Annotated in this window: 2 protein-coding genes and 1 tRNA gene; 2 read left to right on the top strand and 1 reads right to left on the bottom strand. The window is 60.1% G+C overall.

The window, feature by feature from the left end; genetic code table 11:
- Positions 1–184: 184 nt before the first annotated feature.
- Complete coding sequence (locus VFV96_05570) at positions 185–1,330, bottom strand: integrase (GenBank protein HEU5069869.1); 1,146 nt, start codon at positions 1,328–1,330, stop codon at positions 185–187.
- A 172-nt stretch (positions 1,331–1,502) separates the two neighbouring features.
- Here VFV96_05570 and VFV96_05565 point away from each other — a divergent pair.
- Together VFV96_05565 and VFV96_05560 are read left to right on the top strand one after the other, a co-directional pair.
- Positions 1,503–1,579, top strand: a tRNA-Arg gene (locus VFV96_05565).
- Positions 1,580–1,781: 202 nt separating this feature from the next.
- Positions 1,782–2,051, top strand: a 270-nt coding sequence (locus VFV96_05560; GenBank protein ID HEU5069868.1) for an AraC family transcriptional regulator, incomplete at its 3' end; no start/stop codon positions are given.

The following is a 2,051-nucleotide window of genomic DNA, read 5'->3' as shown; positions in this document are numbered from 1 at the left end:
GCGCCTGCACTCAAAAATAGGTGTTACCGAAGAAGATGTCGGAACGGTGTCCGGTGGCTCAAAAGTGGTGTTACCCAATTTGTCCCCAACATGAGAACAAAGGAAACCGGGGCACGGTGGCAGTCCGGCTTCCCTTGCTCCCGTTTTCTTGGGGGTTTTTTTGTAGCGGGATTCCGGTTCCGGGTCAAGCGGTGGCGCGACGGCTCGCTTCGATGGCTTTCAACTGCCGGTCCACTTCTCGTCGCACCGCAAACGGATTCAGGGCGGCCCGTTCCCGTTGCAACCGTGCCTTCGTTTCCGCCGTCACCTCGGCGCAGGCCAGCACCCGCGCCAGCGGCGTCTGCGTCACGCCGTAGTGCCGCACGGTCTGGCTGCCGACGCGCTCCTTCTTTTCGAGCTTCATCGTCGGCAGGAAGTAGTTGAGCAGTTGATCCAGTGCGCCCCGGCACAGCGTGTTGACCAGCGGCCACACGTCGGGATGTTCGTAGCGTTCGTAGCCGAACCATTGCCGCACATTCGTGAAGTTCTTTTGCTCGATGTGCGCCTGGTCATTCTTGCGATACGGGCGCGATCGCGTGAAGGCCACCGGCGGCGTGCGTTCCGTCAGATACTTCGCCAGTTGATGGTTGATGAACTCGCCGCCGTTGTCGCTGTCCACCCCGCGCAGGGCGAAGGGCAGCCGCGCTTGGACATCACCCATCTGCCCGCAAACACTGGCTTCGCTGCGGTTGGGCAAGCCTCTCAATACGCTCCACGTCGTGTGAATGTCCACGCCCGAAAACATCCAGCCGTGCCGGTCATCCAAGGCGCCGCCGCACAACGCCACGGTGTCCAGTTCCAAAAAGCCCGGCGCCTGTTCCGCCCACTCGGTGCGGATGGGAATGCCCTGGCGCAGCCAATTGCCCGGGCGGGTGGTGGCGCGGCGACGATGGGCGATCCGCGCCGGGATGAGCAGCCGGTCCAGCGTCGCGCGGCTGGCGGCGAGCAACGACTCGCGCACGTCGGCGTCGAGGCGCCGGTGATCCGCCTCGTAGGCGGGCAGCCATTCGGTCAGGCAGGCCTTGAGCCGTTCGCCGCACGGTTGCAGGGCCGCCAGCCAGATGGCCTTGAGCGGCGGCAGCAGTTTGGCCGGGGCATATTCCTTGGGCCGACCCCGCACAAACGGCCCCGCGCTGACCTTGCGGGGCCGCAGCGCACGAATGGCAGACTTGGGATGATAGCCGAACAACTCGACCAGTTCGGTGATGATTTTACCTTTGTGTTTCTTGCCAGCCCGCGCGTAGCGTTCCCGCTTCTTGGCCAGCACTTCTTGACGTGTGATTTCGCTCATTTTCGTGTCCATGGTTCGGTAACACCCATTTTGAGCTTACAGGGGCTTCCCCAGAAACCTCATGCCCCTCCTTCGGTAACATTCTTTTTAAGTCAAATCGCCGTCCAAAACGGACGCTTGAAAAATCTTGCGCCAAGCGATTGAGACAGGTAGTGTGTCACTCCTTTTGGTTGCACCCATAGCTCAATTGGATAGAGCGGCTGACTACGGATCAGCAGGTTTGAGGTTCAACTCCTCATGGGTGCACCACTTCAAAGCCCGAATCGCAGGCCACGGGCTGTGTTGCCTGGTAGTTCAACCACGATTTTTCAGGTAGATTGGTCGGCCAGCCACCGGTCCACGCAGCCGCGCACTTATGCAGAGTTTTTGTTGTTCTTATTGAAGATTCGCTTACTTTGTCAGTGGTTCCGAACCGCGCGATGAATCCCCCGCGACGATTCGGCCACGTCGCATGTTGGATCTATACGAAGCCGTCCGCCAGAATCCGGGCATCAACAAGCTCGAGATCGGGGATTTTCTTTTCGCCGAATACACCTGCGGCATCGGCCATGAGCGGGTCGGGATGTGGGCGCGCAACGATTATCTGGTGAACGTGATTTCCGGCAAAAAAACCTGGGAAACGGCCGACGGCGTCTGGGCGGCCAAACGCGGCGACAGCTTGTTCTTCAAGAAAGGCGCGGCCATCGTCAACCAGCATTTCGAGGTGGAATTTTGTCTGCTG

This window comes from Verrucomicrobiia bacterium (assembly GCA_035765895.1).
Lineage (GTDB): Bacteria > Verrucomicrobiota > Verrucomicrobiia > Limisphaerales > DSYF01 > DSYF01.
The sequence above is the reverse complement of the archived record's forward strand: the minus strand, read 5'-3'. Positions and strand labels throughout refer to the sequence as shown.

Coding starts and splice junctions, on each gene's coding strand:
- VFV96_05570 (HEU5069869.1), bottom strand. CDS start 1,330: ATGAGCGAAATCACACGTCAAGAAGTGCTGGCCAAGAAGCGGGAACGC.